This is a genomic window from Microbacterium sp. EST19A (assembly GCF_019969685.1).
GTDB lineage: Bacteria > Actinomycetota > Actinomycetes > Actinomycetales > Microbacteriaceae > Microbacterium.
This window is the reverse complement of sequence record NZ_JAHXYZ010000005.1, coordinates 1-23,225: the sequence shown is the minus strand read 5'-3', so window position 1 is coordinate 23,225 and position 23,225 is coordinate 1. Positions and strand designations below refer to the sequence as shown.

Below are 23,225 nucleotides of genomic sequence, written 5' to 3'. Positions count from 1 at the left end.
GCCGATCTACGCTGGGTGGGTGATGGAGACTCTCGGTGCGATCCTGGCGGCGTCCCTGGTGGTCATCGCGGGCGTGGCGATCGTCGTCGCCGTCGTGCACAGGTTCGCCACGTTGCCGCTGGAGAAGAAGTACGAGAGCAGCGGCGGCGGGCTCGGCGGAGCGTTCGATGCCGTCTGGTCGCCGTCCGCGCACGAGGCAGGCATGGAGCGGGACCGTCAGACGCAGCGCACGGCCCCTGCACCCTCGCCCGGCGATCCGCCGGACACGATCGACAGGGGACGCATCACCCTCGACCTCTGAGACTCGCTTCGGCGCATGTGAAAGGCCCCGCCCTCCGAGGAGAGCGGGGCCTTCGCAGCGGAGGCCCTTACTTGGTGGAGCCGCCGAAGCCCTTGAAGCGCTGGTTGAACTTCTCGACGCGACCGGCCGAGTCCATGATGCGCTGCTTGCCCGTGTAGAACGGGTGCGATGCGGAGGAGATCTCGACGTCGATGACGGGGTACTCCACGCCGTCCAGCTCGATCGTCTTGCCGCCGTCGACGGGAACCGTCGAACGCGTGAGGAAGGTCTCGCCCGAGCCGAGGTCGCGGAACACGACTGCCTGGTAGTCGGGGTGAATGTCAGTCTTCATGGGATTCCTTAGTTGCTGCCCTGGATTGTGCCAGGGACGAGGGAAGTCTGCGGCGCAGTGAGCACCAAGGATCGATTCTATCAGATCCCCGACTTCGATCAGATCGACGTCAGGACGCGGCGCGAGCCGCGTAACGGCCGTCTTCGCTGTTGAGCGTGATCGCCATTCCGAACGCCTCGCTGAGCGTGTCGGCGGTGAGCGTCTCGGCGATCGGTCCCGCAGCGACGACCCGGCCCTCCCGCAGCAGCAGCACATGCGTGAAGCCGACGGGGATCTCCTCGACGTGGTGGGTGACCATGAGCATGGCGGGCGTCGTCGGAGAAGAGGCATAGCCGCTGAGCAGCGCGAGCAGCTCCTCCCGCGAACCCAGATCCAACGACGCCGTCGGCTCGTCGAGGAGCAGGAGCTCCGGATCGGTCATCACGGCCCGGGCGATCTGCACGCGCTTCTGCTCGCCGTCGCTCAGAGTTCCGAACGTGCGCTCGGCGAGGTGATCGAGGCGCCAGTCGCCCAGGACCCGCAGCGCGCGGCGCTCGTCGATGTCCTCGTAGTCCTCGTTCCAGCGTCCGAGCACGGAGTACGCGGCGGTCAGGACGGCGTTGAGCACCGTCTCGTCGCGCGGCACGCGCTTGGCCATCGCCGACGACGCGAACCCGATGCGCGGACGCACCTCGAACACGTCGGTGCGACCCAGGGTCTCGCCCAGGATCGTGACCGTGCCCGCCGTCGGGTGCATGAGCGTGTCGGCCAGCTGGAGCAGCGTGGTCTTGCCTGCGCCGTTCGGACCGAGGATCACCCATCGCTGGTCGTCTGCGACCTCCCAGGTCACGTGATCGATGATGTTGCGTCCTTCACGGCGCACGACGACGTCGGTGAATTCCAGAGCGCTCGGCATGCGTCAAGCCTATCGGCTCAGGCGAGGAGCTCCGCGTAGAGCGCGCGGGTGGTGTCGGCGATCGCACCCCAGCTGAAGTCGGCCTTCGCACGCTCTCGGCCGGCCTCGCCGTACTCGCGGGCGCGTTCCGGATTCATGGCGACCTCGGTCAGGACCGCCGCGAGATCGGCGACGTACCGGTCCGGGTCCACCGGTGTCCCGGTGCCGTCCTGCAGCTGCTCGATCGGCACGAGGCGCCCGGTCACTCCGTCGGCGACGACCTCCGGGATTCCGCCCGTCGCGGTGCCGACCACGGCCGCGCCGCACGCCATCGCCTCCAGGTTCACGATCCCCAGCGGCTCGTACACCGACGGGCAGACGAACGTCGTGGCCGCCGTCAGGATCGCGGACAGCTCATCGCGTGGCAGCATCCGCTCGATCCAGATGACGCCGTCACGGCTCTGCTGCAGCTGACGCACCCCCTCCTGCACCTCGGCCATGATCTCCGGGGTGTCAGGCGCGCCGGCGCACAGCACGAGCTGCACCTCGGGCGGCAGCAGACGTGCTGCCCGCAGCAGGTACGGAAGCCCCTTCTGCCGGGTGATCCGGCCGACGAACACGACCGAGGGGCGCGCCGGGTCCATCCCGATCGATTGCAGGAACGCGGCGTCCTGCACCGGCCGCCACCGCTCGACGTCGATCCCGTTGTGGATCACGCGGACCTTCGTCGGGTCGACCTGAGGGTAGCTGCGCAGGATGTCGGCACGCATCCCGGCGCTCACCGCGATCACGGCCGCCGCGTTCTCATAGGCCAGCTTCTCGATGCCGCTCGACACGGCGTAGCCGCCGCCGAGCTGCTCGGCCTTCCACGGGCGCAGAGGTTCGAGGCTGTGGGCCGTGAGGACGTGCGGGATCCCGTGCAGCTGCGACGCGAGGTGTCCCGCGAAGTTCGCGTACCAGGTGTGACTGTGCACCACGTCGGCATCCGTGATCGCCGAGACGATCTCGAGATCCGTGCCGAGCGTCTGCAGCGCGGCGTTCGCGTCGGCCAGCTCGACGGGTGCCCGATACGAGAAGGTGCCCTCCTCATCGCGGGACGCGCCGAACGCGCGCACGCGCACCTCGATGCTCTTCCGGAGGGCTGTGACGAGCTCGGCGACGTGCACGCCGGCCCCGCCGTAGATCTCCGGCGGGTATTCCTTGGTGATCATCTCGACTCGCATGCAATAGACGCTAGCGACTCACTTGTCCAGACGCTAGGAACCGGAATGCAGTGGGATCTAGGGTGGAGCCATGTCCGCTCCAAAGAAGGTCTTCGGAATCATCCTCGCCGGCGGCGAGGGCAAGCGCCTCATGCCGCTGACGGCCGATCGCGCCAAACCTGCCGTTCCCTTCGGCGGACAGTACCGCTTGATCGATTTCGCGATCTCGAACCTCATCAACTCCGGCCTGCGCCAGATCGTCGTGCTGACCCAGTACAAGTCGCACAGTCTCGATCGGCACATCTCGCAGACCTGGCGGATGTCCGCCCTCCTCGACTCGTATGTGGCGTCCGTGCCCGCGCAGCAGCGGCTCGGCAAGCGATGGTTCTCGGGATCCGCGGACGCGATCCTGCAGAGCATGAACCTCATCAACGACGAGAAGCCCGACATCGTCGTCGTGATCGGCGCCGACCACGTCTACCGGATGGACTTCCGGCAGATGCTCGATGCGCACATCGCCTCCGGAGCGAAGGCCACGGTCGCCGGCATCCGTCAGCCCCTCGCCCTGGCATCGCAGTTCGGCGTGATCGACGCGGATGCCGAGACGGGCAGGATCAAGCAGTTCCTCGAGAAGCCGACCGACATCGCCGGCCTCGAGGACTCGCCCCACGAGGTGCTGGCCTCGATGGGCAACTACATCTTCGACGCCGACGCGCTCATCGCGGCCGTCGAGGCCGACGGCGAATCGCCCACGTCCGGACATGACATGGGTGGCGACATCGTCCCGTACTTCGTCGACCGCGGCGAAGCCGGGTACTACGACATGAAGCAGAACGACGTCCCCGGGTCCTCGCCGCGCGACCGCTCCTACTGGCGTGACGTGGGGACGATCGACTCGTTCTTCGACGCCCACCGGGATCTGATCTCGACGCTGCCGATCTTCAACCTGTACAACATGGAATGGCCGATCCACTCGCAGGCGGTCAACTCGCCGCCGGCGAAGTTCGTGCGCGATTCGGTCGGCCGGATCGGCAACGCCATCGACTCGATCGTCTCGCTCGGCTCCGTGCTCTCGGGCACCCATCTCGAGCGGAGTGTGGTCGGTCCCTGGGCGCTCGCGGGCGGCGGCTCGACCATCACCGACTCGGTCGTCTTCGATCATGTCCGCCTGGGGCAGGGCGCGCGGGTGCATCGCGCGATCCTCGACAAGAACGTCGTCCTCGCCGACGGCGCGACGGTCGGCGTCGATCGCGAACGAGATCTGGCACGCGGGTTCACCGTGACCGAGTCCGGGATCACGGTCGTCGGCAAGGGCGTCTTCATCGAGCGCTGAGCGGTCACGCGGCGCGAGGTGCGTGCGAGCGGTCGCTAGGCTCGAAGCCGTGACCTCCGCGCGCTTCCTCGTCGTCCTCGATGCCGATTCCACCCTCATCCGCAATGAGGTGATCGAGCTGCTCGCCGACGAGGCCGGACGCCGCGAGGAGGTCCAGGCAGCGACCGAGGCGGCGATGCGCGGCGAGGTCGACTTCGCCACGAGCCTCCGCTCCCGTGTCGCCGCACTCGAGGGCGTGCCGGTTTCCGCGTTCGCACGCGTGCGGGCACGGATCGAGCCGACACCCGGAGCGCAGACCCTCACCGCGGCCGTGCACGAGCGCGGCGGCGTGGTCGGCGTCGTCTCCGGCGGGTTCCATGAGATCCTCGACAGCGTCGCGCCCGAACTCGGCGTCGATCGCTGGCGCGCGAATCGCCTCGACGTCAGCGACGGCACCCTCACCGGTCGCGTCGCCGGCGAGATCGTGGACGCTGCCGCCAAGGCATCGTCGCTGCTGGAGTGGGCCGCGGAGCTCGGCGTCGCGCCGCGCGCCACGATCGCGATCGGCGACGGCGCGAACGATCTGCAGATGATGGCCGCGGCCGGCCTCGGCCTCGCCTTCAATGCGAAGCCCGCTGTCCGGGCCGCCGCCAGCCTCGTGATCGGACCGCAGAACCTCGCCGAGGTCATCGCACTCCTGCCCTGAGGATGCCGTGGTGGATGTCGGTGACCCCCACTACCGTCGGGTCATGGACATCATCCTCATACCAGGACTCTGGCTCGACGCATCCAGTTGGGACGACGTGATCCCGACGCTCGAGAGAGCAGGTCACCGCGTTCATCCGCTCACCCTGCCGGGCCTCGGAGCGCCGGCTTCCGAGTCGGCCGAGATCGGGATCGCCGACTGGGTCGACGATGCGACGCGCGCCCTCGACGCGCTTCCGGGCGAGGCCGTCGTGGTCGGGCACAGCGGCGGCGGCAACGTGGCGTGGGGCGTCGCCGACGCTCGGCCGGATCGGGTCTCCCGCGTGATCTTCGTCGACACCGTGCCGCCGCCGTCCGGCAGCGGCATCAGCGAGTTCGAGCTCGCCGACGGGGTCGTCCCCTTTCCGGGTTGGGACTTCTTCCCTGAGGAAGACATGAACGATCTGGACGAGGCGACCCGGGCGCGCACCGTGCCCCTGACGCGCAGCGTGCCGGCACGCGTGCCCACCGACGAGATCGTCCTCCACGACAGCGCCCGCTACCGGGTCCCGGTGACGCTGCTCATGGGCAGCCTCGATCAGGAGACGTTCGAGGGCATGATCGACCAGTGGGGTCCGTACGCCGACGAGTTCCACGCGATCGACGACGCAGAGGTCGTCAAGGTCGGCTCCGGCCACTGGCCGCAGTTCTCCGTGCCGGAGAAGCTCGGTGAGCTGATCAACGCGGCGATCGCGCGGTGAGAGCTCGGGGCACTCCTGGAGGGGTCAGTGCCCCATGCCCAGTCCGCCGTCCACCGGGATGACCGCGCCGGAGATGTAACCGGCGTCGTCGCCCGCGAGCCAGGTGACGACTCCGGCGACCTCGTCGGGCGTGGCGAAACGTCCGGCGGGGATATTCGCCTTGTACTGCTTCTGGGTCTCTTCGGGGAGTTCCGCGGTCATGTCGGTCTCGATGAATCCGGGCGCGACCACGTTCGCGGTGATCCCGCGGCCGCCGAGTTCCCGGGTGAGCGAGCGGGCGAAACCGACCAATGCACTCTTCGATGCCGAGTAGTTCACCTGACCGGCCGAGCCGTAGAGCCCGACGACGCTGGAGATGAGGATCACGCGACCGAAGCGGGCCCGGATCATGCCCTTCGATGCGCGCTTCACGACCCGGAACGTGCCGCCGAGGTTGGTCGCGACGACGCTGTCGAAGTCGTCCTCGCTCATGCGCAGGAGGAGGGTGTCCTTGGTGATGCCCGCGTTCGCGACCACGATCTCGACCGGACCGAGCTGCTGCTCCACCTCGGTGAACGCAGCATCGAGAGCCACGGCATCCGTCACGTCGGCACGGACCGTGAGGGTTCCCTCCGGGCCTTCGCCCGAACGAGCGGTCACGGCGACGCGGTAGCCGTCACGGACGAAGCGCTCCGCGATGGCGCGGCCGATGCCGCGGTTTCCTCCGGTGACGAGGACGACGCGCTGAGCACTCATGGGTATCACTCCTGATCTGGGCGGTGGCCCCGGGTCTTCCGAGCCGTCATCGATCCTACCGAGGATGCTCCGGCGAGCACCGGCGAGGCGTTTGACAGGAGCAGGCCGTGCTGGAACTCTGAACGAGACGAAAGGCATCAGCGTGAGCGACAACAGCTTCCCTCCCCCGGCCGACGAGCAGCCGCTCACTCCTCCGCCGCCCGCCTATCCGGCGCCCGCTCCGGCACAGCCCGTTCAGGCGTATCCGGGTGCCGCGCCGACGTACGCTCCGCCTCCCGCGGCGCAGCCGGGATACAGCACCCCTCCCCCCGCTCCGCCCCAGCCGGGGTACGGCGTCGCTCCCGTCCAGCCCGGATACGCCGTGGTCCCCGCGCAGCCCGCGTACGGCATCGCACCGCCGCAGCAGGGGTACGCCGGCGCTCAGTTCCCCCCGCAGCAGGGATATGCGCCGTACGTCACACCCGGGTACCCCGTGCCCGCGCCCCGGCCGACCAGTGGCCTCGCGGTCACCTCGCTGGTCTGTGGAATCGCCGGAATCGTCCTGTTCTGGGCCGTCATCCCGATGCTGGCCTCCATCGTCGCCGTCATCACCGGCCACATGGCGCTCGGTCAGACGAAGCGCAACCCCGCGCTCGGCGGCCGCGGCATGGCGTTCGCCGGTCTGATCACCGGCTACGTCGTCGTGGCGCTGCTGGCTTTCACGATCGTGTCGGGCGTCATCGGGGCCCTCTTCTTCGGAGCCTTCACGCTGCCGTTCCTGTTCTCCAGCTGAGCCGCGAGACCGCACGCCGCGAGTGCCGCACCGGCGTAGGCTGGAGGCATCGTGAAGAACGCACGTCAGGTTCCGGCTGTCACCTCATTGCCGCAGTCCCCGCGGGATGAGGCTGATCATCGTGTGCGCCGTTACGCGCTCACGATGACGATCCGTATCGCGTGCTTCGCTCTGATGGTCCTCGTACAGCCCTACGGCTGGTACACCTGGATCTTCGGGATCGCCGCCGCCGTGCTTCCCTACATCGCCGTCGTGTTCGCGAACGCAGGGAGCGACAGCACGGAGACCGTCGTGGAATCGCCGCTCCAGGAGTTGGAAGCGCCGAAGCCCGAGCCGGTCGTCATCGAGACAGCGGATCCGACGGTGTACACGATCCGCGAAAGCCGCCGGGACGAATCGTGACGGAACTCGAGTGCTCGCGCGCCGGCTGCCGGAGCGCGGCGACCAGCCGCGTGGTGTGGCGGAATCCGCGCATCCACGCCGCTGACCGCGAGAAGATCTGGCTGGCCTGCGACGAGCACGTCGGCTTCCTCCACGACTACCTCGCGGCACGCGACTTCCCTGTGACCGTCCGGGCCGGTGTCACCGCATGAGCAAGAGGATGACCCGGTGGAGCGTGTACGTGCTCATCGCGATCGGCTTCGCGATCGCGTGCGCCTTCCTGTCCCATTGGCAGTTCGATCGGAACGAGTCCCGGTCCGAGCAGATCGCGCTCGTCGAGCAGAACTACGATGCCGAACCGGTGCCGCTTTCCGACCTCATCGGCGATGACGGCGAACTCGATCCCGGAGATCAGTGGCATCCGGTTCTTCTGCGCGGCGAGTACCTGGCCGATCAGCAGCTGCTGGTGCGCAACCGCCCGCACGGCGGTACGAGCGCCTTCGAGGTGCTGGTACCCTTCCGCGACGCGGACGGGCGCGTGTTCATCGTCGACCGCGGCTGGGTTCCGCCCGGTGACGGCGATTCTCCCGATGCCGTGCCGGCGCCGCCCGAAGGCGAGGTCGAGGTGACGGTGCGACTGCGCCCGGGCGAGCAGGTCCCGGCGTCAGGTCGTGGCGCGCCGGAGGGCCAGGTGCCGACCATCAACCTGCCGACGATCGCCGACCTCGTCGACGGCGACGTGATCACCGGAGCGTACGGTCAGATCGTCAGCGAGGAGCCGGCGGGGGCGGGCGCTCTAGGCGGATTCGATTCGCCGACCGACGACCCCGGCCCGCATCTCTCGTACGCGATCCAGTGGATCCTGTTCGCGCTCATGGGCTTCGTGTTCATCGGATACATCATCCGCACCGAGATCGTGAAGCATCGCGAGGATCAAGAGGGCGCCCCGGCCCCGGCGAAGAGACGGCGCCGGCGAGACGCCGACGCCGATGTCGAGGACGAACTGCTCGACGCGCGCTGAGACCGATCAATTCCAGGCCCGCACCCCGGAGATGACGGCGGTCTTGGGGTAGCTGCCCGAGGGAGCACTGACCTCGAAGAGATCGATCAACAGCAGCAGCGGGTAGTCCGGCGCCTGCGGCACGCGACGCAGCACCCGCCCTTCGCAGCCGATCGCCGTCTCGCCGTCTCCCCAGATCACGGTCCAGGTGTGGGACGCGCTCGCATCGAACGGGAGCACCACCTCGGTCATGTCGGTCGTGAGCCGCGGATCATGATGCGCCTTGATGCCCGATCGCGCGCGCGTCGTCGTCGAGACGGCGTCGGCGTCGATCTCGAAGATGCAGATCTCGCCGGAATCCGTCTCCGAGAGATGTTCCGTTCCGACGAGCCAGGCGGCGAGCATGCATCCTTCGTCGGTGCTCGCCGCGACGGTCAGGTCGATCCGACCTCGCGACGGACTGAACAGCATGCGCGTCGGAATGGCGGTCCGCACCTCGAGACCGTCGGGGCGATGACGATGAGTTCCGCGCGTCGAACCGACCGGACCGGAGAAGACGGCGGTCTGCACATTCGACACACGCATCGGAGCATCCTCGACGCGCCAGTCGAGCTGATCGGACTCGATGCGCAGCTCCAGACCGGACTCGACGATCCTGTACCGTGCTTCCGATCGTTCGGGGACGGTCCACTGCGGAAGGTAGTGGGCGATCCACTTCTCCGGGTCGAGTCCGTCCCGGAAACCATCGGTGAAGTCCGGCGCCCGCGATGGCACGGGCCGGAGCGCCTCCGCCACGGCTCAGTCCGCCCAGGGCATCGGCTTCTCCGGCAGACGCGTGCTGTCGTCCGGAAGGTGCGGCAGCTCGTCACCGCCGGCTCGGATGCACAGCCAGCGCAATTCTCCGATGCTGTCCGCGCGGGCCCGCCAGGTGCGCGCCACCCCCTGACCGACGCGGATGACGGTACCGGGTCCCACCTCGACGACATCGTCGTCCAGACCCATCTGGCCGCGCCCGCTGAGGAAGACGTAGACCTCCTCGATCTTCGCGTGCACGTGCCAGTAGCCGGCCTCTTCCCCGGGCTCGAGGGCATTCGCCGTCATGCCGATGTACTGCATCGTCAGCTCGTGGTCGACGACCCGGCGTCCGTCACGCGACCGCGTCGCATCGAAACCGCCGTGATGGCCGCGCCACTCGTCCAGCGCTCCGATCTCGACGACCTGGTATCCGCTCATCGTGTTCCTTCCGCGCTCATCCTGCGTCCCCGAGGATCGAGTACGCCCAGCCTTCACCGTCGGGCACGTAGACCACCCGCGTGTGACGACGGTCGCGTGACCCCTGCCAGAACTCGATCCTCGACGGGACGATCCGCCAGCGGACCCAATCCCCGGGTTCGATGCCCTGCTGCGCCGCCGGGGAGCGCGCGGCGAGGTCCGCGGCGCTCTCCTCTGTCGTCGCCTCTTCCACACGCCCGCGCACCCGCACAGCGCGCACCTGCGGCTGCCACCAGAAGTTCAGCGCAGCCGCGGACACCTGAGCGAGCTGGGAGCCTTTGCGGGACGACCGGGTGCTGGCAAAGGCCCAGCGTCCGTCGTCGATTCCCTTCAGGATCAGAGTCCGCGCGTCCGGAACCCCGTTCGCATCGACGGTCGCGAGAGTCGCCGTGTGGGGTTCGGGAACCCGGTCCGCATCTGCCCGCAGCATCCACTCCGTGAAGAGGGATGTCGGTTCCGGGGGCAATGCGTCGAGGTCCCATTCCGGTGCGTCACCGGTGAGCGCATGTCGACCGCGAAGCCACTCGTTGAGAGGGAGGATGTCGCGAACATTTTCGTCGGGAGTCACGCTCTCGACTATGCCACGCGACGGCCGCGCTCAGGCGAGCTCGATGAGGTCCTGGTAGTCCTGGCTCCAGATGTCCTCGACGCCGTCGGGGAGGATCAGGACCCGCTCCGGGTTGAGCGATTGCACGGCACCCGGGTCGTGCGAGACGAGGACGACCGCGCCCTCGTAGTGCGCGAGCGCGCCGAGGATCTCCTCGCGCGAGGCGGGGTCGAGGTTGTTGGTCGGCTCGTCGAGGAGCAGGAGGTTCGCCGACGACACGACGAGTGTCGCGAGCGACAGACGCGTCTTCTCGCCGCCGGACAGGACGCCCGCCGGCTTCAGCACATCGTCGCCCGTGAACAGGAACGAGCCCAGCACTTTGCGCGCCTCGGTCTCGGTGATGTGCGGAGCCGCCGAGACCATGTTCTCGAGCACCGAGCGGTGCACATCGAGGTTCTCGTGCTCCTGCGCGTAGTAGCCCACCTTGAGACCGTGCCCCGGCTCGAGCTGTCCGGTGTCGGGCTGGTCGACGCCGGCGAGCATGCGCAGCAGCGTCGTCTTCCCGGCACCGTTGAGACCGAGGATGACGACCTTGGAGCCGCGATCGATCGCGAGGTCGACGTCGGTGAAGATCTCCAGCGAGCCGTAGGACTTCGACAGTCCCGTCGCCATGAGCGGGGTCTTGCCGCACGCCGCCGGCTTCGGGAACCGCAGCTTCGCGACGCGATCTTCCTGGCGCACGTCATCGAGCCCTGCGAGCATCTTCTCCGCGCGGGCGACCATCTGGTGCGCGGCCGCCGCCTTCGAGGCCTTCGCGCCGAAGCGCGCCGCCTGCAGCTGCAGAGTCGTGGCCTTCTTCTCGACGTTGGCGCGCTCCTTCTTGCGGCGCTCCTCGTCGGCCACCCGCTGGCGCAGGTAGTTCTTCCAGTTCATGTTGTACGTGTCGATGACCTGACGGTTCGCGTCGAGGTAGAACACGCGGTTCACGGTCTCGCCGACGAGCTCGACGTCGTGGCTGATCACGATCAGCCCGCCCTTGTACCCCTTGAGGAACTCGCGCAGCCACACGACGCTGTCGGCATCGAGGTGGTTGGTCGGCTCATCGAGGATCATCGTCTGGGCGTCGGAGAAGAGGATGCGCGCGAGCTCGATGCGACGGCGCTGACCACCGGAGAGCGTCGACAGCGGCTGGTCGAGGATGCGGTCGGGCAGCGAGAGGTTGTGCGCGATCGACGCCGCCTGGGCCTCGGCGGCGTAACCGCCCTGCGCCTCGAACTTCTCCGTCAGCGAGGCGTAGCGCTTCATCGCCTTCTCGGCCAGCGCGGGGTCGTCCGATCCCATGGCGAGGGACGCCTCGGTCATCCCGAGGTTCAGCTGACCGAGGCCGCGCGCGTCGAGGATGCGCGTACGGGCGAGGTCTTCCGGGTTGCCGGAGCGCGGGTCCTGCGGCAGGTAGCCGAGTTCGCCCGAGCGCGTCACAGTGCCGTCGGACGGCAGGACGTCGCCGGCCAGGACCTTGGTGAGCGTGGTCTTCCCGGCGCCGTTGCGGCCGACGAGTCCGATCTTGTCGCCGTCGGCGACACGGAAGGAGACGTTCTCCATGAGCAGGCGCGCGCCAACGCGGATCTCGAGGTCGTGCACGGCAAGCACAGCGGATGTCCGTTCGTTCAGAGGGAGAGAGTCGGCCGACGGGCCAGCCTCCCAGTATAAGCGGCGCGACAGGGAGCGACGGTCAGGAAGATCACCCCGGAGAGTGAGGAGGGAGATACCGCAGAGGGATGCCGGTAGGGGCATCCGCTTCATAGCGTGCAGGAGTGGACATCCTCAACGACATCATCATGCAGGCGATCGCCTCTCCGTGGCTGTACCTCGTGCTCTTCGCCGTGACGATCATCGACGGGTTCTTCCCGCCGATCCCGAGCGAGACGGTCCTGGTCGCCGCCGCAGCGGTCGCGGCCTCCTCCGGGGACGGGAACCTGCTGCTCCTCGGTCTCGTCGGCGCGATCGGCGCGGCGATCGGCGACAACATCGCCTTCGCGATCGGCCGGAGGCTCGGCACGACGCGCTACGCCTGGATGCGGCGACCCCGTGTGGCCGCAGCCTTCGCGCACGCCCAGACCGCGTTGGATCACCGCAGCGCCACCCTCATCCTCGGCGCCCGCTACATCCCCGTCGGCCGGGTCGCGGTGAACATGTCCGCCGGTGCGCTCGGCTTCCCGTGGCGACGGTTCCTGCCGCTGAGTCTCATCGCCGGTCTCAGCTGGAGCATCTTCAGCCTCGCCATCGGTCTCCTTGCGGGGGCCTGGATCAAGGACCAGCCGCTGCTCAGCGCCGCGCTCGGCGTCGTCATCGCCCTCGTCATCGGCTTCGTGATCGACCGTATCGCCGCGGCCCGTCGTCGGCGCGAGTCCGTCGCGCAACTGGCAGGATGACAGACATGGCACGTCGCCGAGAGCGTACCCCGCGCCGTCCGCGGATCAGTCCGCGTACCGCTGCCCTGGTGGCCATGTACGTGGCATCCATCGGCCTGTACGCCAACCTCGTGCCGATCCAGACGGTCGCCTACGGCACGCCGCTCCCTCTGTCGTTCCTTCTCGGCGCAGCGCTGTGCGGATCGCCGATCCTGGCGCTCTCCCGCCCGCGGGCCGCCACCCTGCTCTTCACTGTGGCGGCCTTCGTCCTGCCGCTCATCGTCGTCCCGGAGCTCGCGACCCACGCCCCCTGGCCCTGGTCCGTGCCGGCGCTCGTGACCTTCGTGCTCTTCGTCGGTGTCGTCACGTTCGTCCACGGCGCGCGCGTCGGTGCCCTCCCGCTGGTCTTCGGCGTGCTCGCTTCGCTCATCGCGCCGATCCTGCGTCCGGACATGGTCGCCACCCCGGCGACCGCGGGCAGCTCCACCGCCGATCTCATCGTCACCGCCTCGATCGCTGCGGCGATGTTCGTCGTCGCCGCGCTGGTGGCCGGGCGCCTGCGCGTGTCCGAGGAGCTCACGCGGGAGAAGGAGCACAGCGCACTCGAGGGATCACGTCGGGCCCTGGTCGAGGAACGCACCCGCATCGCGCGGGAACTGCACGACGTCGTGGCGCACAGCATGTCGGTGATCCAGGTGCAGGCTTCCACAGCCCGCTACCGCATCCCGGAGATCGGCGAGGCCGCCACCGCGGAGTTCGAGGACATCGCCGCCACCGCCCGTGCGTCCCTCACCGAGATGCGGCGGATGCTGGGCGTGCTGCGCACCGAGGATCAGAGCGCGGAGCTCGCCCCGCAGCAGGGCATCGACGATGTGCCGGCCCTGGTGGACAGCATCCGTCACGCCGGTGTGGAGGTCGGACTGGTGGTCGAGGGCGGCGATGCCGCGGCCACCGCGAACCCCGCCGTGCAGATCGCCACGTTCCGCATCATCCAGGAGGCTCTGAGCAATGCGGTGCGTCATGCCCCCGGCGCGCGCATCGGGGTGCGTCTGCACGCCGATGCGACGAGCATCCGGATCCGCGTGCACAACGGCGCACCGCCCCGCAGCCCCGAGAGCCATGGCACCGGATACGGACTTCGCGGCATGCGCGAGCGGTCCGAGCTGCTGGGCGGCAGTCTCTCCGCCGGTCCCGATGCCGACGGCGGCTGGACCGTCGAGGCGACGCTCCCCCTCACCCCCGCCGACCACCCCGCCCCCGAGAAGGAGACCACGTGACGATCAGCGTGCTCATCGCCGACGACCAGGCCATGGTCCGCGCCGGTTTCGCCGCTCTGCTGGACGCCCACGAGGGCATCCGCGTGGTGGGTCAGGCCGCGACCGGCGCCGAGGCGGTCACGCTGGCGGCGCGCGTCGACCCCGACGTGATCCTGATGGATGTGCGGATGCCGGAACTCGACGGCATCGAGGCCACCCGCCGCATCCTGGGGCCGAACTACCCGGCCGCGCACGTTCCTCGGATCCTCATGCTCACGACCTTCGACATCGACGACTACGTCTACGACGCCCTCGAAGCCGGCGCCAGCGGATTTCTGCTGAAAGATGCCCTCCCCGAGGAGCTCGTGCACGCCGTGCGCGTGGTCGCGGGCGGTGATGCGCTGCTGGCACCCAGCGTCACGCGCCGCATGATCGAGCAGTTCGCCGGGCGACGACCCCGCGCTCCCCGGTCCGCCACCGCGCTCGCGGAGCTCACCGAGCGCGAACGCGAGGTGCTGGTGCTGATCGGCAGAGGACGCTCGAACACCGAGATCGCCGCCGATCTCTTCATCGCCGAGCAGACCGTGAAGACCCACGTCGGCAAGGTGCTCGCGAAGCTGAGTCTGCGCGACCGGGTGCACGCCGTGATCCTCGCCTACGACACCGGGCTCGTCGAGCCCTCCTCCTGACTCACCCCCGGGTAGGGGTCGGGAACGGCACCTGGGGGTGATGTCCCGCCGCGCACCGCGTCCATAGTCTTCGGGAACACCGCTCCCGAGGAGGAACCATGACCATCGCCCAGGCGCCGCGCACCGCGACTCCCGCTCCCCCGTCTCCCCCTTCGCGCGACACCGGAATCGACCTCGTCCGGGCTCTCTGCGTCCTCGGCGTCGTGCTGCTGCACGCGATCATGGTGGGCGTCACGGTGACAGGTTCCGCACCGGTTTTCGAGAACGCCAGCGACGGCTCCTGGTGGATCACTCCGCTGAGCTGGGTGCTCCAGGTGATGCCGCTGTTCTTCGTGATCGGCGGATTCTCCGGGTACCTCGCCTACGGTCGGCTGCGGGAACGCGGCGGCACGGCGACCGACTTCGTCGCCGGACGCCTGCACCGTCTCCTCCGCCCGGCGATCTTCACCGTGGTCGTCGTCGGCTTCGCCCTCGCCGTGCTGACCGTCATAGGCATCCCCGCCGACCTCATCGCCACCGCCGGCTTCCGCTACGGACAGCCGCTCTGGTTCCTCGGCGTGTTCGTCCTCTGTCAGGCGCTCCTGCCGCTGGTGGCGGCAGCCCATCGGCGCGCGCCGTATGCGACGATCGGCGCGCTGGCCGCGGCATCCGTCCTGGTGGACGTTCTCCGCGCCGCCACAGGCATCGAGGGCCTGGGCTTCCTGAACCTCGCCTTCGTGTGGATGACTCTCCAGCAGCTCGGATTCTTCCTCGCGGACGGCCGCATCGATGCGCTGAGCCGTCGAACGCGCATCCTCGCGGTCTCCGGCGCGCTCGTCGTCCTGGCGGTCACGTTCCTCACCGGCGTCTACTCCCCCGACCTCATCGCGAACATCAATCCGCCCACGGCGGCCCTGCTGCTCGTCGGCGTCGTGCACACGGGCGCTCTCTCCCTGCATCGCGACCGGATCGAGCAGTTCAGCCGGCGTCCGTTGCCCGCCGCCTTCACCGGCTTCGTGACGCGCCGCGCCATGACGATCTACCTCTGGCACATGCCGGTCCTGCTCGCGATGGCCGGGGTCTCCGCGGTGTTCGCGCTCCTCACCGGTGCGGATCTGCCGGCACTCGGCAGCGTGGAATGGTGGGCGGGGCGTCCGCTGTGGCTGGCGACGGCTCTCGCACTCACGGCGTTCGTGGCGCTGGTGTTCACCCGTTTCGAGACGCAGCCGGCACCTGAGCCGACACGGACCGCACGCGGCCTCGCGCTCGGCGCGTCTCTCGGGCTCATCGGCATCGTGCTGCTGCTCGTCCTCGGCACGTCGGTCGCGACCGCGATGATCGCCGTCGCCCTCATGGCCGCGTCGCTCCGCCTCGCCCGGCGCACACCCGAGGCGACGGCGCCGCTCCGGGCGTCCCTCGCCGTCGCGTGAGTGATCAGCCGATGCCTCGGGCGGCCAGCGCGTCGCCGACATCGTCGGCGTGCCGGAGAGCGAGCACCAGCAGCGGCACCACGGCGCGCGGCCCGAGCCGCACGCCGCGAGCACGGCCGGCCTCGCGCACACGATCGGCGAACCCCGCGACCACCGGGATCATCGTGAGGGTGAGCGAGATCGTCATCGCGACGGCCTCCGGATCGACACCCACCCGACGGAACGGACGCACCAGCCCCCGCAGCACGTCGAGCAAGGCGGACATGCGGGTCGTGAGAGTCAGCAGACTTGCCAGCAGCAGCAGAGCCACGAGACGTCCGGCGCTGATCCACGCCGCCTGCGGTGACACGAACACGACCAGGGCGACGGAGAGGACCAGCACGATCCAGCGCAGCCTCCAGAGCTCGGCGACCAGCACCCGCACGGGAAGGCGCGCAACGCCGTAGAGCACAACCACCACGAGCAGGGCGACGCCGATGCTCAGAGCATCGTGGGGGTACAGCGAGAGCACCAGTGCGGCAACCGCGAGGACGGCGAGCTTGGCCGCGGCGGGCGCCCTGTGGATCAGGCTCGATCCCGGCCGGTACAGCTGGATCATCCGCACCCTCGCCGGTAGGCGTCGATGACCTCTGCCGGCTCACCGGATGCCGCGACGCGACCGTCGTCGAAGAGCACGGCGGCGTCGCACCGGGCGGCCAGCTCGAGATCATGGGTCACCAGGACCACCTGCGCCGACTGCGCGAGCAGCAGATCGCCGATGCGGCGGGCATTGCGCAGATCGAGGAGCGTCGTCGGTTCGTCGGCCACGATCAGGTCGGGTTCGGTGATGAGGACCGACGCGAGGGCGAGCATCTGCTTCTGTCCGCCGGAGAGCGCCGACGCCGGAACGTCGGCATGGCCGGCGAGCCCGTGCGCGTCGAGCGTCTCGGCGACACGGCGGGCCGCCTCGTCGCGAGGGCGCCCGCGTAGGGACAGGGCGAGGTCCTCCGCCGGGGTCGGCATGAGGATCTGCGCCTCGGGGTTGGCGAACACGAAGCCCACGCGCCGACGGACGGCTGCGCGGTCGCGGGTCGCATCCATCCCGTGCACGAGCACACGACCGCTCGTCGGAGCGACGAGCCCGTTCAGGAGCCGGGCGAACGTCGACTTGCCGGAGCCGTTCGCACCGATCACCGCGATGGTCGGCGCGCGGAGCTCGAGGGTGACGTCGTCGATCACGGCGCGTCCGTCGAGGTCGACGGACACCTGCTCGAGCATGATCGACGCGACCTCCGTCGTCGTGCTGCTCTTCGTCATCCGCACTCCGCACTCCGTCTGTCGGCGAGATCTTCGCTTCCTGAACACTGTTCACCTGAACGCTGTTCACTATAGTGAGAGCATGAGCCCCGAACACAATCCGGCACGGCACGACCGCGAGAGTGTGGCCCGCACAGCCCTCGCGCTGCTCGACGAGGTGGGGCTCGCCGACCTCTCCATGCGGCGCATCGCCGCCCGTCTCGACGTGCAGCCCAGCGCCCTCTACTGGCACTTCTCCAGTAAGCAGGAACTCCTCGCCGACCTCACCGACCGCATCACCGCGGTCATTCCCGCCGACGGCGCCGGCGTCCTGGCGACGGCCCGCAGCATCCGCGACGCGCTCTTCGCCCACCGGGACGGCGCCGAACTCGTGCTCAGCACCTACGCCCTGCGCCTGGGGTCGTCCCCCGCCCAGTCCGCTCTGGCGACGGCACTCGAGAGCGAGGGCGCCGCAGACACCGAGGAACGCGCCGTCGCGATCCTGCACTTCGTGCTCGGCCACGCGACGCTCGTGCAGCAGCGCATGCACGCCGACAGCCATGGAGCCCTGCTCGGCGGCGACGAGACCGACGTCACCGCGGGCCTCGATCGCATCTTCGACCTGGGTGTCACCGCCCTCGCGGGTGCGGTCAGTGCGTCCGCGACTCCGCCGCGTGACCGAGCCTGAGTCCTGGGACCACCGCGACCAGCACCAGCGCGATCCCGAACACGAACACGACCGCGAACGCACCTGCCCCGCCGCCGAGAGTGGCGACACCGAGCCCGGCGAGAGCGATGGCGACGGCAGACCCCGTGGCGTCGGAGATCGACAGCGCCGAGGAGTTGAATCCCTGATTCGTCTCGTCGGAGTAGGCGAGCGTCAGCACGGTGAGGCGCGGATACAGCAGTCCCATGCCGCCGCCGCCGAAAGCCCAGCCGACGATCACGAACAGCGGTGAGACGCCGAACACGGCGGCCAGCAGCACGCAGATCATCGCCACCAGCAGCAGGCTGAGACTGATCAGGGTGATGCGGTGATTGCCGAGGCTCTCGCCGAACTTCCCCTGCAGTGCGGACGCTCCGGCCCAGGCGAACGCAGCCAGCATCAGAGCGACGCCGGCCCACGTCGCCGTGAACGCGAACCGCTCCATCAGCAGGTACGGGATATAGGCCTCTGCGGCGAAGAACGCCCCAGCCACGATGCCGCGCATCAGCACGACGCTCGGCAGGCCGGCCCCGGCGCGCAGAGTGCGTCGCGGCACCAGCGGGAGCACCGCGAAGGCGATCACCACGACCGCACCGAGAGCGACCGGCCAGCCGATCGCCGGAGTCATGTCGGCGGAGAAGCCGATCACGACGGCGAGCACGGCCACCACCACGGCGAGCAGCAGCCGCCGGACCAGCGCGCGGCCGTCCTGCGGTTCTCCGTGTCCCAGATCCACCCCGCGCAGCCGCACGGCGATCATGAGGAACGCCGCAGCGGTCAGCACCGCGACACCGAGGAAGGCCCAGCGCCAGTCGAGGTACTCCGCGACCGCTCCGGCGAGGAACGGCCCGACCATCGACGGAACCACCCACGCGGCGGCGAACGCGGCGAAGATGCGCCCGTGCAGGTGCGGCGGGTACAGCCGTGCGACCACGACGTACAGCGCCACGGTCTGCCCGCCCGTGCCCAGGCCCTGCACCAGACGCCCGATGAGGAACTGGTGCATGGTCACGGCGAGGCCCGAGATGAGGAGGCCCGCGACGAAGAGGGTCACGGCCACGTACAGCGCCCCGCGCGGCCCGCGCGCATCCGACCATGCCCCCGCGGCCACCATGCCGATCACGCTCGTCGCCAGCGTCCCGGCGAACGCGACCGCGTAGAGCGACTGCCCGTCGAGGGCCTCGCTGACGATCGGCATCACCGTCGTCACCGCGAGCGCCTCGATGGCTGCGAGGAAGATGAGCGCGACAGCGCCGAGCGTGACCCAGATGCGGCTGCGGTCCCAGATCGAAGCGACGGCGCCGGGGAGAGTCATCGAGCGACGAGCGCCGCGATGCGCTCGATGGCCTCGATGAGGATCTCGGGACTGGTGCCGAAGTTCAGCCGCACGTGTCCGGCGCCCTCGGTCCCGAACGCGGGACCGTAGTGCAGCGCGACTCTGGCGTCCTTCAGGATCCGTCGAGCAGGGTTGTCTCCCCACTCGAAGGCCGAAAGATCGATCCACGCGAGGTAGCCGGCGTCGGGGATGCGGTAGCGGGCACCCGGCAGGCGCGAGGCGAGCAGGTCTTCGAGGAGCACCCGGTTCTCGTCGAGCGTGCGCAGCAGCCCGTCGAGCCACTCGTCGCTCTCCTCGGAGAACGCGGCGACCGCGGCCAGCAGCCCGAACTGTCCGGTGCGCCATTCGACCTCGACGGGAAGGCCGCGCACGACGGCGCTCGTCTCGTCATCCGCCGTGACCATCAGCGCGCACTTGAGACCCGCGAGGTTGAAGGCCTTGCTCGCGCTGACGACCGCGTAGCCGACGCGCTGCGCGGCATCGCCGGCCGACAGGAACGGCGTGAAGGCCGTCCCGGGCTGGGCCAGCGGTCCGTGGATCTCATCCGACACGACCGCGGCGCCGAACTCGTCGGCGATCTCCGCAAGGGCGGCCAGCGCGTCACGGTCGTGCACGGTGCCGGTCGGGTTGTGCGGATTGCAGAGCAGGATCGCCGCGGCGCCGTCTTCGAAGGCGGCACGGATGCCGTCGAGATCGAGCTCCCACGCCGTGCCGGTGTCGGCCAGGGGAACGCGCACGACCTCGGCGCCGGCCTCGGCGACGAGCTCATAGAACGGCGGGTACACCGGAGGAGTGACGATGACGCGATCGCCGGGCTGGGTGACGCGGCGGAGGATCTCGACGATCCCCATGCTCACGTCGGCCGTGCTCCGCATGCGCGCAGGGTCGGGCGTCCAGCCGAATCTTCGCTGCGCGAACGCGGCGAACGCTTCGGCGAGCGGAGTGCGCGAGGCCACGTAGCCCGTGTCCCCGACGTCGATCGCACGCTGCAGAGCCGTCGTGATCGCCGGCGCGAGCGGGAAGTCCGTCTCCGCGACGAACAGCGGCAGGACGTCGGCAGGGTACTCCCGCCACTTCTCGCTGCTGCGCTCGCGGAGCTCTGCCAGAGGCAGGGCCGTGACCCGGAGCATCCCTAGATCGCGAAGCCGAGGGCTCGCATCATGTCGCGGCCGTCGTCGGTGATCTTCTCGGGGCCCCACGGCGGCATCCACACCCAGTTGATGCGGAAGCGATCCACCACGTTGTCCAGCGCCTCGGCGGTCTGCTCCTCGAGGACATCGGTCAACGGGCAACCGGCACTGGTCAGCGTCATGTGGATCACGAGAGCGTCGTTCTCGTCATCCCAGGCCAGGTCGTAGATCAGACCGAGGTCGACGACGTTGATCCCCAGCTCGGGGTCCATGACGTCTTTCAGTGCCTCGGTGACCTCGTCGTACTTCTGGTCGTTGAGCGTCGCGGTCATGCGGTCAGCCTACGCCTCGATGGGGGCGGCGGGGTCGAGGAAACGGTCGTATCCCTCGTCCTCGAGCCGGTCGGCGAGCTCGGGTCCGCCTTCTTCCACGATCTTTCCCGCGACCACGACGTGCACGTAGTCGGGGCGGATGTAGCGGAGGATGCGCGTGTAGTGCGTGATGAGCAGGACGCCCAGGCCGGTCGACTCCTTGGCGCGGTTGACGCCCTCGGAGACGATCTTCAGCGCGTCGACGTCGAGACCGGAGTCGGTCTCGTCGAGGATCGCGAACTTCGGCTTCAGCACCTCGAGCTGCAGGATCTCGTGGCGCTTCTTCTCACCGCCGGAGAACCCCTCGTTGACGTTGCGCTGCGCGAACTTCGGGTCCATGCGCAGGTTGGCCATGGCCGCCTTGACGTCCTTGGTCCAGCCGCGGATCGCCGGCGCTTCGCCGTCGAGAGCGGTCTTGGCCGTGCGGAGGAAGTTCGTCACGGTGACGCCGGGGATCTCCACCGGGTACTGCATCGCGAGGAACAGGCCGGCGCGAGCGCGCTCGTCGACGGTCATCGCGAGGACGTCCTCGCCGTCGAAGGTGATCGAACCGGAGGTCACGGTGTATTTGGGGTGACCGGCGATCGTGTACGCGAGCGTCGACTTGCCCGAGCCGTTGGGGCCCATGATCGCGTGGGTCTCACCGGTGTTCATGGTGAGGGTGATTCCGTTGAGGATCGGGGTGTTCCCCGACTCGGTCTCGACCGTCACAAACAGGTCGCGGATCTCGAGAACAGACATTCAGACTTCCTTCGTCACGGTCGGGTCGATGAGCACGTCGTCGCCGTCGATCTCGACGACGTAGACCGGGACGGGCTCATAAGCGGGGAGGTTCTGGGGCTTGCCGGTGATCAGGGAGAAGGCGGAGCCGTGGGCCCAGCACTCCACCGTGTCACCTTCGACGAAGCCCTCGGAGAGGGAGATGTCGCCGTGGGTGCAGACGTCGCCGATGGCGTGGATGACACCCTCGCCGTCCTTGATCACGGTGATGGGAACGCCGGCCGGCTCGACGCGCAGGGGCGTGTCCTGCTCGAGGTCGGCGACGCCGCAGACGCGCTCGGCGGTCATCCGTTCACCGCCGAGAGTTCGGTCTCGATGGCGTCGAGCAGCTCCGTCTCCAGGGCCGGGATGCCGAGACGCTGCACGATGTCGGTGAGGAAGCCGAGCACGACCAGACGTCGTGCCTCTTCTTCGCTGATGCCGCGAGCCTGGAGGTAGAAGAGCTGCTCGTCGTCGAAACGACCGGTCGCACTCGCGTGCCCGGCGCCGAGGATGTCGCCGGTCTCGATCTCGAGGTTCGGGATCGAGTCGGCCCGTGCACCCTCGGTGAGCACCAGGTTGCGGTTGGCCTCGTACGAGTCGGTGCCGTTGGCGTTCGCGCCGATCAGCACATCGCCGATCCAGACGCTGTGTGCACCCTTGCCCTGCAGCGCACCCTTGTAGAGCACGTCGCCCTTGGTGTGCGGGCCCTTGTGGTGCAGGTACACCTGGCTCTCGAGGTGCTGCCCGGCGTCGGCATAGGACAGGCCGTAGAGGTAGCCCTCGGAGCCGGCTCCCGCGAGCTCGACGTTCGGGTTCACCCGGACGACGCCGCCGCCGAAGCTGATGACGAAATGCTTGAGCGTCGCGTCGGCTCCGACACGGGCCTGATGCGCGGCCGCGTGAACGGCGTCATCCTGCCACTGCTGGAGGCTGATCACGGTGAGCTTGGCACCGTCCCGCACGATGATCTCGACGTTCTGCGCGTACTGCGCCGAACCGGTGTGCTGGAGCACCACCGTCGCGGAGCTGTGCTCGAGCGCCTCGATCACGATGTGCGCGTCGGCGCGTCGGTCGGCACCGAGTCCGGTGATCGACACGAAGACGGGCTCTGCGACCTCTTCTTCGCGAGGGATGCGCACGTGCAGACCCTCGGTCGAGCCCTGCCACGCCACGGCCGCGGTCACGTCCTCGGCGAGGAAGACCTCGCCGCGAGGAGCGTCGCCGGCGGCGAGCGGCGAGGAGACGTACTGCTCCCCCGCGCCGAACTCGTACCGGACTCCGTCGTTGGGGGACGCCACCGCGAAGAGCGACGTCAGCTTCGCGACGGGCGTGTGCTTCCAGTTGACCTCGCGGCCGGTGGGCGCACCGAAGTCGCCGGGTTCGAAGGAGTGCGGCCGCTCGGAGCGGGTCTGCACCGGGACGAAGCCCGCCGAGGCGACCTGTGCCGCCGGGTCGATGTGCGCGTTCGAATCTTGCGTCCCTGCGGACGCCGTAGCCTGAGCCGTCATCTAGCCGACGCTGCCTTCCATGCCCATCTCGATGAGCTTGTTCAATTCCATCGCGTACTCCATCGGCAGCTCCCGCGCGATCGGCTCGATGAAGCCGCGCACGATCATCGCCATCGCCTCGTCCTCGGGCATGCCGCGGGACTGCAGGTAGAAGAGCTGCTCCTCGCTGACCTTCGAGACGGTGGCCTCATGGCCGAGCT

The 23,225-nt window shown here is 69.0% G+C and carries 30 protein-coding genes; 13 read left to right on the top strand and 17 right to left on the bottom strand.

The window, feature by feature from the left end; translation table 11 throughout:
- Positions 1-22: 22 nt before the first annotated feature.
- A complete protein-coding gene (locus LC452_RS20390) occupies positions 23-301 on the top strand; it encodes a hypothetical protein (protein WP_223628849.1) in 279 nt (92 codons plus the stop codon).
- Between the two features lie 67 nt (positions 302-368).
- On the opposite strand, the gene LC452_RS20385 is transcribed toward LC452_RS20390, so the two are convergent.
- The 3 genes from LC452_RS20385 to glgA form a co-directional block, all read right to left on the bottom strand.
- The gene (locus LC452_RS20385; RefSeq protein ID WP_136056349.1) at positions 369-632 is read right to left on the bottom strand and encodes a type B 50S ribosomal protein L31; all 264 of its coding nucleotides are present in this window, start codon (positions 630-632) and stop codon (positions 369-371) included.
- A 109-nt stretch (positions 633-741) separates the two neighbouring features.
- The gene (locus LC452_RS20380) at positions 742-1,527 is read right to left on the bottom strand and encodes an ABC transporter ATP-binding protein (protein ID WP_223628632.1); all 786 of its coding nucleotides are present in this window, start codon (positions 1,525-1,527) and stop codon (positions 742-744) included.
- Between the two features lie 17 nt (positions 1,528-1,544).
- On the bottom strand, positions 1,545-2,729 hold the full coding sequence (glgA, locus tag LC452_RS20375) for a glycogen synthase (RefSeq protein ID WP_223628631.1): 1,185 nt from the start codon (positions 2,727-2,729) through the stop codon (positions 1,545-1,547).
- 70 nt (positions 2,730-2,799) lie between these two features.
- Between glgA and LC452_RS20370 the strand changes: the two genes are divergently transcribed.
- From LC452_RS20370 to LC452_RS20360, 3 genes are read left to right on the top strand one after another with little or no spacing between them, the layout of a single operon-like run.
- Positions 2,800-4,041: a glucose-1-phosphate adenylyltransferase gene (locus LC452_RS20370; protein WP_223628630.1), complete on the top strand. Its 1,242-nt coding sequence runs from the start codon at positions 2,800-2,802 to the stop codon at positions 4,039-4,041.
- A 49-nt stretch (positions 4,042-4,090) separates the two neighbouring features.
- Positions 4,091-4,726, top strand: coding sequence for a phosphoserine phosphatase SerB (gene serB / locus LC452_RS20365; protein ID WP_223628628.1), 636 nt, complete (start codon positions 4,091-4,093; stop codon positions 4,724-4,726).
- 43 nt (positions 4,727-4,769) lie between these two features.
- Positions 4,770-5,465, top strand: coding sequence for an alpha/beta fold hydrolase (locus LC452_RS20360; protein ID WP_223628627.1), 696 nt, complete (start codon positions 4,770-4,772; stop codon positions 5,463-5,465).
- Positions 5,466-5,489: 24 nt separating this feature from the next.
- Here the strand turns inward: LC452_RS20360 and LC452_RS20355 are convergent, their stop codons facing one another.
- Complete coding sequence (locus LC452_RS20355; protein WP_223628625.1) at positions 5,490-6,200, bottom strand: beta-ketoacyl-ACP reductase; 711 nt, start codon at positions 6,198-6,200, stop codon at positions 5,490-5,492.
- Positions 6,201-6,342: 142 nt separating this feature from the next.
- Between LC452_RS20355 and LC452_RS20350 the strand changes: the two genes are divergently transcribed.
- Genes LC452_RS20350 through LC452_RS20335 form a run of 4 tightly spaced genes read left to right on the top strand, consistent with a single transcriptional unit; the run spans position 6,343 to position 8,374 of the window.
- On the top strand, positions 6,343-6,972 hold the full coding sequence (locus LC452_RS20350; RefSeq protein WP_223628624.1) for a DUF4190 domain-containing protein: 630 nt from the start codon (positions 6,343-6,345) through the stop codon (positions 6,970-6,972).
- 51 nt (positions 6,973-7,023) lie between these two features.
- Positions 7,024-7,374, top strand: a complete 351-nt coding sequence (locus LC452_RS20345) for a DUF3099 domain-containing protein (protein WP_223628620.1) — start codon at positions 7,024-7,026, stop codon at positions 7,372-7,374.
- The gene (locus LC452_RS20340; RefSeq protein WP_136056358.1) at positions 7,371-7,565 is read left to right on the top strand and encodes a hypothetical protein; all 195 of its coding nucleotides are present in this window, start codon (positions 7,371-7,373) and stop codon (positions 7,563-7,565) included. Before LC452_RS20345 ends, LC452_RS20340 begins: the two co-directional genes overlap by 4 nt.
- Positions 7,562-8,374, top strand: a complete 813-nt coding sequence (locus LC452_RS20335; RefSeq protein WP_223628618.1) for an SURF1 family protein — start codon at positions 7,562-7,564, stop codon at positions 8,372-8,374. Before LC452_RS20340 ends, LC452_RS20335 begins: the two co-directional genes overlap by 4 nt.
- 6 nt (positions 8,375-8,380) lie before the next feature.
- Here the strand turns inward: LC452_RS20335 and LC452_RS20330 are convergent, their stop codons facing one another.
- From LC452_RS20330 to LC452_RS20315, 4 genes are read right to left on the bottom strand one after another with little or no spacing between them, the layout of a single operon-like run.
- Positions 8,381-9,127: a hypothetical protein gene (locus LC452_RS20330; protein ID WP_223628617.1), complete on the bottom strand. Its 747-nt coding sequence runs from the start codon at positions 9,125-9,127 to the stop codon at positions 8,381-8,383.
- Between the two features lie 24 nt (positions 9,128-9,151).
- On the bottom strand, positions 9,152-9,586 hold the full coding sequence (locus LC452_RS20325; protein ID WP_223628616.1) for a cupin domain-containing protein: 435 nt from the start codon (positions 9,584-9,586) through the stop codon (positions 9,152-9,154).
- A 16-nt stretch (positions 9,587-9,602) separates the two neighbouring features.
- Positions 9,603-10,193 carry a pyridoxamine 5'-phosphate oxidase family protein gene (locus LC452_RS20320; RefSeq protein ID WP_223628614.1) on the bottom strand — a complete coding sequence of 197 codons (591 nt, stop codon included), beginning with the start codon at positions 10,191-10,193 and terminating at the stop codon, positions 9,603-9,605.
- Positions 10,194-10,223: 30 nt separating this feature from the next.
- The gene (locus tag LC452_RS20315; RefSeq protein ID WP_223628612.1) at positions 10,224-11,822 is read right to left on the bottom strand and encodes an ABC-F family ATP-binding cassette domain-containing protein; all 1,599 of its coding nucleotides are present in this window, start codon (positions 11,820-11,822) and stop codon (positions 10,224-10,226) included.
- A 164-nt stretch (positions 11,823-11,986) separates the two neighbouring features.
- Here LC452_RS20315 and LC452_RS20310 point away from each other — a divergent pair, with 164 nt between their 5' ends.
- The 4 genes from LC452_RS20310 to LC452_RS20295 all read left to right on the top strand — a co-directional run bounded on the left by LC452_RS20310 (position 11,987) and on the right by LC452_RS20295 (position 15,937).
- Positions 11,987-12,604: a DedA family protein gene (locus LC452_RS20310; RefSeq protein ID WP_223628610.1), complete on the top strand. Its 618-nt coding sequence runs from the start codon at positions 11,987-11,989 to the stop codon at positions 12,602-12,604.
- Positions 12,605-12,609: 5 nt separating this feature from the next.
- Complete coding sequence (locus tag LC452_RS20305; RefSeq protein ID WP_223628609.1) at positions 12,610-13,860, top strand: sensor histidine kinase; 1,251 nt, start codon at positions 12,610-12,612, stop codon at positions 13,858-13,860.
- Positions 13,857-14,528 (top strand): response regulator transcription factor, encoded by a 672-nt coding sequence (locus LC452_RS20300; RefSeq protein WP_223628608.1) that lies wholly within the window; start codon positions 13,857-13,859, stop codon positions 14,526-14,528. The genes LC452_RS20305 and LC452_RS20300 overlap by 4 nt, the downstream gene beginning before the upstream one ends.
- A 98-nt stretch (positions 14,529-14,626) precedes the next feature.
- Positions 14,627-15,937, top strand: a complete 1,311-nt coding sequence (locus tag LC452_RS20295) for an acyltransferase (protein WP_223628606.1) — start codon at positions 14,627-14,629, stop codon at positions 15,935-15,937.
- Positions 15,938-15,941: 4 nt separating this feature from the next.
- Here LC452_RS20295 and LC452_RS20290 read toward each other — a convergent pair whose 3' ends face one another.
- On the bottom strand, positions 15,942-16,535 hold the full coding sequence (locus tag LC452_RS20290) for an energy-coupling factor transporter transmembrane component T (RefSeq protein ID WP_223628605.1): 594 nt from the start codon (positions 16,533-16,535) through the stop codon (positions 15,942-15,944).
- On the bottom strand, positions 16,532-17,233 hold the full coding sequence (locus LC452_RS20285; protein ID WP_223628604.1) for an energy-coupling factor ABC transporter ATP-binding protein: 702 nt from the start codon (positions 17,231-17,233) through the stop codon (positions 16,532-16,534). Before LC452_RS20285 ends, LC452_RS20290 begins: the two co-directional genes overlap by 4 nt.
- Before the next feature lie 82 nt (positions 17,234-17,315).
- On the opposite strand from LC452_RS20285, the gene LC452_RS20280 reads away from it, so the two are divergent.
- A complete protein-coding gene (locus tag LC452_RS20280; protein ID WP_223628602.1) occupies positions 17,316-17,900 on the top strand; it encodes a TetR family transcriptional regulator in 585 nt (194 codons plus the stop codon).
- Here the strand turns inward: LC452_RS20280 and LC452_RS20275 are convergent.
- The 7 genes from LC452_RS20275 to LC452_RS20245 form a co-directional block, all read right to left on the bottom strand.
- Complete coding sequence (locus tag LC452_RS20275) at positions 17,863-19,233, bottom strand: MFS transporter (protein WP_223628601.1); 1,371 nt, start codon at positions 19,231-19,233, stop codon at positions 17,863-17,865. The genes LC452_RS20280 and LC452_RS20275 overlap by 38 nt on opposite strands.
- Positions 19,230-20,384 (bottom strand): MalY/PatB family protein, encoded by a 1,155-nt coding sequence (locus LC452_RS20270; RefSeq protein ID WP_223628599.1) that lies wholly within the window; start codon positions 20,382-20,384, stop codon positions 19,230-19,232. Before LC452_RS20270 ends, LC452_RS20275 begins: the two co-directional genes overlap by 4 nt.
- A 2-nt stretch (positions 20,385-20,386) precedes the next feature.
- Entirely contained in the window at positions 20,387-20,716 is a 330-nt protein-coding gene (locus LC452_RS20265) for a metal-sulfur cluster assembly factor (RefSeq protein WP_223628597.1), read from the bottom strand.
- Between the two features lie 9 nt (positions 20,717-20,725).
- Complete coding sequence (sufC, locus tag LC452_RS20260) at positions 20,726-21,496, bottom strand: Fe-S cluster assembly ATPase SufC (RefSeq protein WP_223628595.1); 771 nt, start codon at positions 21,494-21,496, stop codon at positions 20,726-20,728.
- Positions 21,497-21,823 (bottom strand): non-heme iron oxygenase ferredoxin subunit, encoded by a 327-nt coding sequence (locus LC452_RS20255; RefSeq protein WP_136056372.1) that lies wholly within the window; start codon positions 21,821-21,823, stop codon positions 21,497-21,499.
- Positions 21,820-23,025: a Fe-S cluster assembly protein SufD gene (gene sufD, locus LC452_RS20250; RefSeq protein WP_223628594.1), complete on the bottom strand. Its 1,206-nt coding sequence runs from the start codon at positions 23,023-23,025 to the stop codon at positions 21,820-21,822. Before sufD ends, LC452_RS20255 begins: the two co-directional genes overlap by 4 nt.
- The coding region (locus LC452_RS20245) for a SufD family Fe-S cluster assembly protein (RefSeq protein WP_223628203.1) at positions 23,026-23,225 on the bottom strand (200 nt) is incomplete at its 5' end.

What these genes read in the sequence shown, in the direction of transcription:
- LC452_RS20390 (WP_223628849.1), top strand. Translation starts at nt 23, where the DNA reads ATGGAGACTCTCGGTGCGATCCTGGCGGCGTCCCTGGTGGTCATCGCG.
- LC452_RS20385 (WP_136056349.1), bottom strand. Translation starts at nt 632, where the DNA reads ATGAAGACTGACATTCACCCCGACTACCAGGCAGTCGTGTTCCGCGAC.
- LC452_RS20380 (WP_223628632.1), bottom strand. Translation starts at nt 1,527, where the DNA reads ATGCCGAGCGCTCTGGAATTCACCGACGTCGTCGTGCGCCGTGAAGGA.
- glgA (WP_223628631.1), bottom strand. Translation starts at nt 2,729, where the DNA reads ATGCGAGTCGAGATGATCACCAAGGAATACCCGCCGGAGATCTACGGC.
- LC452_RS20370 (WP_223628630.1), top strand. Translation starts at nt 2,800, where the DNA reads ATGTCCGCTCCAAAGAAGGTCTTCGGAATCATCCTCGCCGGCGGCGAG.
- LC452_RS20360 (WP_223628627.1), top strand. Translation starts at nt 4,770, where the DNA reads ATGGACATCATCCTCATACCAGGACTCTGGCTCGACGCATCCAGTTGG.
- LC452_RS20355 (WP_223628625.1), bottom strand. Translation starts at nt 6,200, where the DNA reads ATGAGTGCTCAGCGCGTCGTCCTCGTCACCGGAGGAAACCGCGGCATC.
- LC452_RS20335 (WP_223628618.1), top strand. Translation starts at nt 7,562, where the DNA reads ATGAGCAAGAGGATGACCCGGTGGAGCGTGTACGTGCTCATCGCGATC.
- LC452_RS20325 (WP_223628616.1), bottom strand. Translation starts at nt 9,586, where the DNA reads ATGAGCGGATACCAGGTCGTCGAGATCGGAGCGCTGGACGAGTGGCGC.
- LC452_RS20305 (WP_223628609.1), top strand. Translation starts at nt 12,610, where the DNA reads ATGGCACGTCGCCGAGAGCGTACCCCGCGCCGTCCGCGGATCAGTCCG.
- LC452_RS20295 (WP_223628606.1), top strand. Translation starts at nt 14,627, where the DNA reads ATGACCATCGCCCAGGCGCCGCGCACCGCGACTCCCGCTCCCCCGTCT.
- LC452_RS20290 (WP_223628605.1), bottom strand. Translation starts at nt 16,535, where the DNA reads ATGATCCAGCTGTACCGGCCGGGATCGAGCCTGATCCACAGGGCGCCC.
- LC452_RS20285 (WP_223628604.1), bottom strand. Translation starts at nt 17,233, where the DNA reads ATGACGAAGAGCAGCACGACGACGGAGGTCGCGTCGATCATGCTCGAG.
- LC452_RS20280 (WP_223628602.1), top strand. Translation starts at nt 17,316, where the DNA reads ATGAGCCCCGAACACAATCCGGCACGGCACGACCGCGAGAGTGTGGCC.
- LC452_RS20275 (WP_223628601.1), bottom strand. Translation starts at nt 19,233, where the DNA reads ATGACTCTCCCCGGCGCCGTCGCTTCGATCTGGGACCGCAGCCGCATC.
- LC452_RS20270 (WP_223628599.1), bottom strand. Translation starts at nt 20,384, where the DNA reads ATGCTCCGGGTCACGGCCCTGCCTCTGGCAGAGCTCCGCGAGCGCAGC.
- LC452_RS20265 (WP_223628597.1), bottom strand. Translation starts at nt 20,716, where the DNA reads ATGACCGCGACGCTCAACGACCAGAAGTACGACGAGGTCACCGAGGCA.
- sufC (WP_223628595.1), bottom strand. Translation starts at nt 21,496, where the DNA reads ATGTCTGTTCTCGAGATCCGCGACCTGTTTGTGACGGTCGAGACCGAG.
- LC452_RS20255 (WP_136056372.1), bottom strand. Translation starts at nt 21,823, where the DNA reads ATGACCGCCGAGCGCGTCTGCGGCGTCGCCGACCTCGAGCAGGACACG.
- sufD (WP_223628594.1), bottom strand. Translation starts at nt 23,025, where the DNA reads ATGACGGCTCAGGCTACGGCGTCCGCAGGGACGCAAGATTCGAACGCG.